General features: G+C 47.1%; 6 protein-coding genes. 2 read left to right on the forward strand and 4 right to left on the reverse strand.

Annotated features, from left to right (window positions below; all coding sequences use genetic code 11):
* Window positions 1–289 precede the first annotated feature (289 nt).
* Window positions 290–862 (reverse strand): PocR ligand-binding domain-containing protein, encoded by a 573-nt coding sequence (locus ACHZCY_RS23555; RefSeq protein ID WP_319550620.1) that lies wholly within the window; start codon window positions 860–862, stop codon window positions 290–292.
* A gap of 480 nt (window positions 863–1,342) precedes the next feature.
* Between ACHZCY_RS23555 and sixA the strand changes: the two genes are divergently transcribed.
* Together sixA and ACHZCY_RS23565 are read left to right on the forward strand one after the other, a co-directional pair.
* On the forward strand, window positions 1,343–1,813 hold the full coding sequence (sixA, locus tag ACHZCY_RS23560; protein ID WP_319550621.1) for a phosphohistidine phosphatase SixA: 471 nt from the start codon (window positions 1,343–1,345) through the stop codon (window positions 1,811–1,813).
* 550 nt (window positions 1,814–2,363) lie between these two features.
* Window positions 2,364–3,659, forward strand: coding sequence for a glycerophosphodiester phosphodiesterase family protein (locus tag ACHZCY_RS23565; RefSeq protein ID WP_319550622.1), 1,296 nt, complete (start codon window positions 2,364–2,366; stop codon window positions 3,657–3,659).
* A 220-nt stretch (window positions 3,660–3,879) separates the two neighbouring features.
* Here ACHZCY_RS23565 and ACHZCY_RS23570 read toward each other — a convergent pair whose 3' ends face one another.
* From ACHZCY_RS23570 to ACHZCY_RS23580, 3 genes are all read right to left on the reverse strand, one after another.
* The gene (locus ACHZCY_RS23570; protein WP_319550623.1) at window positions 3,880–4,269 is read right to left on the reverse strand and encodes a hypothetical protein; all 390 of its coding nucleotides are present in this window, start codon (window positions 4,267–4,269) and stop codon (window positions 3,880–3,882) included.
* A gap of 281 nt (window positions 4,270–4,550) precedes the next feature.
* A complete protein-coding gene (speB, locus tag ACHZCY_RS23575) occupies window positions 4,551–5,516 on the reverse strand; it encodes an agmatinase (protein ID WP_319550624.1) in 966 nt (321 codons plus the stop codon).
* A 9-nt stretch (window positions 5,517–5,525) separates the two neighbouring features.
* Window positions 5,526–6,681, reverse strand: a 1,156-nt coding sequence (locus ACHZCY_RS23580; protein WP_319550625.1) for a TRAP transporter large permease, incomplete at its 5' end; no start/stop codon positions are given.

Consider the following 6,681-nt stretch of genomic DNA (forward strand, 5'->3'; position numbering starts at 1 on the left):
GTTGATGATCACGTCTATCATACTGAACAGGTAGCGTTTATTTTCTGCGGCGCGTGTGGTATAGGAGCCCTTCGGACGGGATAGCAGGCAAAGGGTGACGCCGTTCATGTCTTAACGCTGCTGATTGAATTTTACCAAGCAGGCTTTGGGCTGCTTGAAGGTCTCCGGCAGGGAGGAAAGCAATCCAGGCAGTTTTTCCTGCATGGTGGTATCCATAAGAATGTCTCTCCCGGTTCTAAGTGGGCAGCCATGTTGTTGGCTGCTGGTTGAAAATTTTTTCAACATTATGTTAGGCGTTGCCGACCGCTTTGGCTTGAATATCGGCGACAAAGTTTTCCAGAAAAGTAGCCATTTCCTGCGCTTTTTCCATGGTGATGGTCGGGACTTCCTTGGCCAGCTCTTCCACTTTTTCCAGGGTAACTCCTGTGGCCTTGTGAACGATGAAGCTTTCCACTTCTTCGCCTTCAGGGAGGCGACCGCATCCGCCTATAATACCAACGAATTCATCGTTTATAAACAAAGGGGTGCAAATTTTGAGCAGCCCTGCGTCGCACGGTTCGATGATGGTTGCCCCCTTATCTTTGGCTTGTTTAGCCATGTGTTGGTGGGCTACCGAACAGATGGCCTGGATGCCCTCTGGGTGAGCTTTAATTTCCTTACACAGGGGGGTGACGAAGTTTTTAAACCCTGTGAACGTGGCTCCAGCCTCGTTATAGGCACAGGCATTAACGCCCCAGTTGTTGTGCAGGTTTTTTTCAAAATCGGTCCATTGCTCCTTGGTGAGCAGATCCAGCATTTTCATGATGTACTCCTTGTTGAGGCGGCCACGTAACTGACGCAGTTGCCGGGTTTTTTGGGACATGTCCCTTCAGTTGAAACAGCTAAAATCACAGTACAGATGAGCGCGTTAAATGTCAATATTCAGTCAGACGTAGCCGTGGTTCCTGTGGCGTAGTCTCTTTCGAAAATATATAATGAAGTAGAGATGATATTAATGATAAAAAACAGTGGGGCGGCCATGTGGTCAACGAATTAGCCCTTATGCCCTGCTGAAGGGGCGAATATGTTGATGATGCGTAACGAATTGCTGGGTTGGTAACTCTTTGATTTATTCTACCTATAACCTGCAGCTGTTTACAGGTGCCTCATGTTTGGACAGGCGCGATTTTTTTTGCAGGTAAGCAAAGACTCCGGTAGCCTATTTATGCGGAAGATCGTGTCCCTCTGAAAAGGTAAGCAACCAGTGGAAGACTTCGTGGGGGACCTGTGAGTTGCGATGGTGCATCAGGTGAGTGAATGGCTAAGCAAGATAGACTATCGGAACCAAAAACGGAGGAAGACCATGGCACTTTTTCTTGTGCAGCACGGTGTGAGCGAGTCAAAAGATGTTGATCCGGAAAAAGGTTTGAGACGCAAGGGGAGAGCAGAAACAGAAAGGATTGGTCAGGTTGCTGCTGGATATGCGATAAACGTAAACCGGATCGTCCATTCGGGAAAAAAACGGGCAGAGCAGACTGCATTAATTTTTCATGACCTACTGTCCGTGCAAGCCCCTTTAGAAATGATTTCAGGTATTAAGCCGCTGGATGATGTGCGTAAATATGCCGAAACGCTTGATCCACATTCGAATCTGATGGTGGTCGGGCACTTACCTTTTTTGCAGCGCTTGGTTTCCTTTATGCTCACAGGCGGCGAAGATAACCTTGTTTATAAGTTCCAGAATTCAGGGATTGTCTGTCTTGATGCCGAAACAGGGGAAGATGGGGCAGCTGACTGGTTCATTAAATGGACGCTCAATCCCAATATTACATGATAACGCAGAGCCTGTCTTACTTCCCGCATTGGAGGAATAAAGCAGTGCGGGGGAGACTGGTCTGGAGCTATTTGGAAAAGTCGTGCTTGCGTTAAATGAAATTGTTTTTGGCAAAATTACCTATCACGGTTCAAATATATGTCTTGGTTCATGTAACCATCCAACAAGCAGTGCGTAAAATGTTCACAAGCTGACCGATTGAGCAGATAAGCTCCGACTTCGATACATTTGTATGCTGAACGGGCAGATCATAGAGAGTTGGAATGCCACTGAGCAGTTACGTTTTCATTACATTGAAATGTAACCCTAACCGCATGATAATATATTAAGTTTAAACACGTCGTCGTGTTCTGTGCATGAGATTTTCATAGTTTTTGTGCCTGGTAAATAGCCATCAGGGGCTGACCTGAAGCCTGCTGACCGATTAATGCCTTTTAAGGCATAGCCCAGGTGTTTTTAACGATGTGTTGTCCTGATTTGGCAATGAGCGATTCAGGCTTAATCTCTGGGTACATTTTCTAAAACCAATCCAAAAATGGAGGGAGTAAGAATGACGGGTAAGGGTATAGTGTGTATCACGACGATAATGTTTGTCGCTCTGGCTGGTTTTACCGGCGTGGGGGATGCTTCCGCAGCACAAGTAACAAAGCAAAAACAAGGTGGTGTGATAAGCATGCCGGTTCAAGTAGGGCCACGCCCCTTCTTTCTGGTAAACGAAATGGAGCAAAGTCCACTAAAGGAAGAATTGCAAAAATGCTCTAACCGTTCATTTATCCGTAGCGATTTCTCCATAGGTCATCGCGGGGCGGCTATGCAGTTTCCCGAGCATACGAAAGAATCTTATGAGGCTGCCGCCCGTATGGGGGCAGGTATTGTTGAATGTGATGTGACCTTTACCAAGGATACAGAACTTGTATGCCGTCATTCACAGTGTGATTTGCACACCACAACCAATATTCTTGCCATTCCTGAGCTGGCAGCAAAGTGCAGCGAACCATTTACCCCCGCAGAGTTCGATGCCGGCACGGGTGAATTACTGAAGCCGGCTACTGCCAATTGTTGTGCCAGTGATATAACCCTGGAGGAATTTAAAACGCTTTGTGGCAAGATGGATGCGGCGAATCCGGAGGCAACAACCGTTGAAGAATATATGGGCGGCACTGCTAACTGGAGAACCGACCTCTATGCAACATGTGGAACCGTGGTGTCCCACAAGGAAAGTATAGCATTGTTTCAGGAGCTGGGAGTGAAGATGACTCCTGAACTAAAGGAACCCCTTGTTGTCATGCCTTTTGGGGGAACATATACCCAGCAACAATATGCGCAGCAGATGATCGATGAGTATAAACAAGCAGGGGTGAAACCAGATCAGGTTTTTGCCCAATCTTTTAGTGTGGAGGATGTGCAGTATTGGATCAAAAATGAGCCTAAGTTCGGTAAGCAGGGTGTTTATCTGGACGGAAGATACGATGATGAAAATTTTGACCATACCAACCCTGCAACATGGTCACCTACCATGGACGAATTGGTTGGCAATGGTGTCCGGATTATTGCGCCGCCAATGTGGATGCTGCTGGCAGTTGATGGCAGCGGCAAAGTAGTCCCTTCTGTTTATGCTCAAAAAGCAAAAGAGGCAGGTTTGGATATCATTACCTGGACACTTGAGCGCTCAGGTCTTTTGGTTTCAGGCGGGGGGTGGTATTACCAGACGACAAAAGGAGCAATCGATAATGACGGAGATATGATGACTGTGCTTGACGTGCTTGCCCAGGATGTCGGCGTTATCGGTATTTTTTCAGATTGGCCGGCGACGGTCACTTATTATGCCAATTGCAAAGGGTTGTAATACCATTTACACACATAGACCTGTCCTCCGCAAATCCAGAGCTGTGGCTTTTGCGGAGGATAACGCAGTGTTTACCTGTTACAATGCTGCTTCACGGGTGCTTGCTTTTAGCTGGGATACAGCAACGGTAAAGACTACACAGGTATGGCCGGCGAAGATATTTGGATACTGCCATGGGAACACCTTTTTGGCTCCCTCTCACTTTAAGAGTATCGTGCAATTACTTAAACCATTTTAAATTTCGTAATGCTTCGACCAGCTCGCGGTGCATGACAAGTTGGTAGTGCTCGTTTTCAGAGCGGTACGGGTTTCCAGAACCGATGGCACTGCTATAAAAGGGTTCGCCCGGCCTGGCAACGCTCTCCAAATAGGCCATATGTAATGTGTCACCAAGCATGCGACCGAGTTTTTCGTATTCATCTATAACCACTGAATAGTCATCAGTTCCAACAGCATCTGCAAGCTTGGTAAAGGGAGCTGATTGGTTGGCGGACCTGAAGTGGGATTCCAGCATTTGACGTTGCTCGTCGCTGATGGTTTTTTTTAATTTCTTTAAAGCCTTGGTATACTCTTTGGCTGATGGCACTGCAAAATCACAACTGCTGTTCATTTTGGGACTCCTTTATTTTGTTTCAATCATTTTAGGAGAATATGTTGTAATGCGCTTGCGGGGGTGTTTTCAAGTGTTATACGGAAAACTGAAGTTTTTTTCGTTGAAGGGTAGGGGAGCAGGTGGAGAAAATACCATCCTGACCCAAGGTGAGTCAGGATGAAGCGTTTTCTTGTTGAGCGATCAGGTACCCTGCAGAGCAGGGTGAGGAAATGCAGGCTGCTGTTCTTTCTTTCCCGTGAAAAGAAGGTGAAGAGTTTTGCCTGTAACGATTTGGCGGTTCATTTTTCTTCGACCCCTTTTGCAACTAAGGCCAGGAAGAGGTGGATAAGAGACGCTCCGGCAAGAGCTGTAATGCCTGCGTTATCATTGGCCGGCAAAACTTCTACTAGGTCCATTCCCTTAAGATTCATACCCAGGCAGGAGCCCACCATGAGCTGCAGTGCCTGGTGAGTGGTAAAACCCCCGATTTCCGGAGTTCCTGTTCCCGGAGCGTAGGCTGCATCAAGAAAATCGATATCAAAGGTAACGTACACAGGCTGGTCGTTGATGCGGCTTCTGATAGCTTTTACTGCCTCTGTCACTCCCATAGCATGTAGCTGGGGACCTGTGATTATCTCCAGCCCTTTGTTTTTTGGGTAATCCAGAGCGTCTTTACTGTACAATGGACCTCGGATACCTACTTGAATTGAGTGCTCCGGCTTTATCAACCCTTCTTCAATGGCCCAGTAAAAAGGGGTGCCATGGTTGTACTTTCGGCCAAAGTATTCTGGGATAGTGTCACTGTGGGCATCAAAATGCAACAATGCAACAGGTTCTCCCAGCTCTTTGGTCAGCCCTCGTAATAAGGGCAGGCTGATGGAATGGTCACCACCCATGCAGACTGGAATAACCCCGGCTCGACAAATTTCCGCAATCATCGCTTCCATTTTGTCGTAGCTGTCTTCAATATATCCGGGAACCGTGTCAACGTCCCCATAGTCAAGCACTGATATATTTTCAACGATATTGACATCTGTAAGCGGACAATATGGCTTGAGAATAACAGATTCATCCCGGATTGCAGCAGGCCCGAATCTGGTACCGGGGCGGAAGGACACACCGGTATCAAACGGTGCACCGAAGATCGCCACATCGGCACCTTCAAGCCCTTGCCCATGCGGCAATCGCATATATGTCCTTACCCCACTAAAACGTGGAGATTGCAAGGAATCAACGGGTTGGTATACAATGTTTTTATCAGACATCATTTCTCCTTACTGCATAAAATATCTAATTTGTTGATGCGTATCTAAAAAATGTTGGTTTTGGTGCAGGAATTCATTCATTTCCGGAAGCTGTATCAACCAATCATTATTGAGCAGCATGTGTACAAAATCAGGGCTGTTGAGCAGAAATGTTTGAAAGTTCCGGTTCTCAAAGAGAAGAGTAGCCACTGGGGTGTTGCTTACAATGTTGGTCATATTTCCCGCATCAAAAAGCATATGTGGATTACTTATTAACACCTTGTACAGGCTGGGGTATTGAACAATCGCATCCAATTTACTGAAGAGCAGGTCGGGATGGATCATCATTTGGAAATAATCAAACAGTAAACTTGGCAGCCACAGGGCGATGTTGGGGAATATCAGCAGCAGTGTGAGGGCAATGGCCTGGAGAAATAAAAAAGGGACAATCGAACGATAGATATCACTCAGGGTAACCTCTTTAGGGGCAACCGCCTTCATGTAAAACAGGTTAAGGCCATATGGCGGTGTTATGTATGCCATCTGCATGTTCATGACATAGAGGACCGCGAACCATACCGGATCAAGCCCCAATGCCTTGATGATTGGGACATAGATGGGCATGCAGAGAAAAAGGATGGCAATATCGTCTAAAAACATGCCGAGCAGAAAGAAACTGAGCTGCATCATGACCACAACCACCCAGGGGCTAACGTCCATGCCGGTTAGGGCCTCCCTGATCATGTTGGATGCTCCCAGGCCACTGTAAACAGCACTGAAGACAATTGCTCCCAGGATTATATAGGCATTGAACCCTGAAAGGCTCAGAGTCCGCATCAGGCTTTCTTTGAAGTTTTTAAAAGTGAGATTACGGCGAATGGCAGCGCTTATTATGGCTCCGGCAGCACCGAGAGCAGCAGCTTCGGTGGGCGAGGTGATGCCAGTAAAGATACAGCCCAGCACACCGAAAATGATGCAGGAGGGCAGTACCAGGTACTTGAGAGCGACAATTTTATCTCTGATTGTACCGCGCTCTTCAAGTGGTAGCGCCGGTGCCAGTTCTGGTTGGGAATACGCTTTAAAGCCTATGTAGAGCATGTACATGGTTGCCAGCATTACCCCCGGGACAAGGCCGGCTGCAAAGAGTCTTCCCACTGATTCCTGGGCCACAAAGGCATACATGATC

Source organism: Desulfogranum marinum (assembly GCF_963675105.2).
Classification (GTDB): domain Bacteria; phylum Desulfobacterota; class Desulfobulbia; order Desulfobulbales; family Desulfobulbaceae; genus Desulfogranum; species Desulfogranum marinum.

Bases quoted from the DNA above. Each gene is read 5' to 3' on its own strand.
- ACHZCY_RS23555 (WP_319550620.1), bottom strand. From the start codon at position 862: ATGTCCCAAAAAACCCGGCAACTGCGTCAGTTACGTGGCCGCCTCAAC.
- sixA (WP_319550621.1), top strand. From the start codon at position 1,343: ATGGCACTTTTTCTTGTGCAGCACGGTGTGAGCGAGTCAAAAGATGTT.
- ACHZCY_RS23565 (WP_319550622.1), top strand. From the start codon at position 2,364: ATGACGGGTAAGGGTATAGTGTGTATCACGACGATAATGTTTGTCGCT.
- ACHZCY_RS23570 (WP_319550623.1), bottom strand. From the start codon at position 4,269: ATGAACAGCAGTTGTGATTTTGCAGTGCCATCAGCCAAAGAGTATACC.
- speB (WP_319550624.1), bottom strand. From the start codon at position 5,516: ATGTCTGATAAAAACATTGTATACCAACCCGTTGATTCCTTGCAATCT.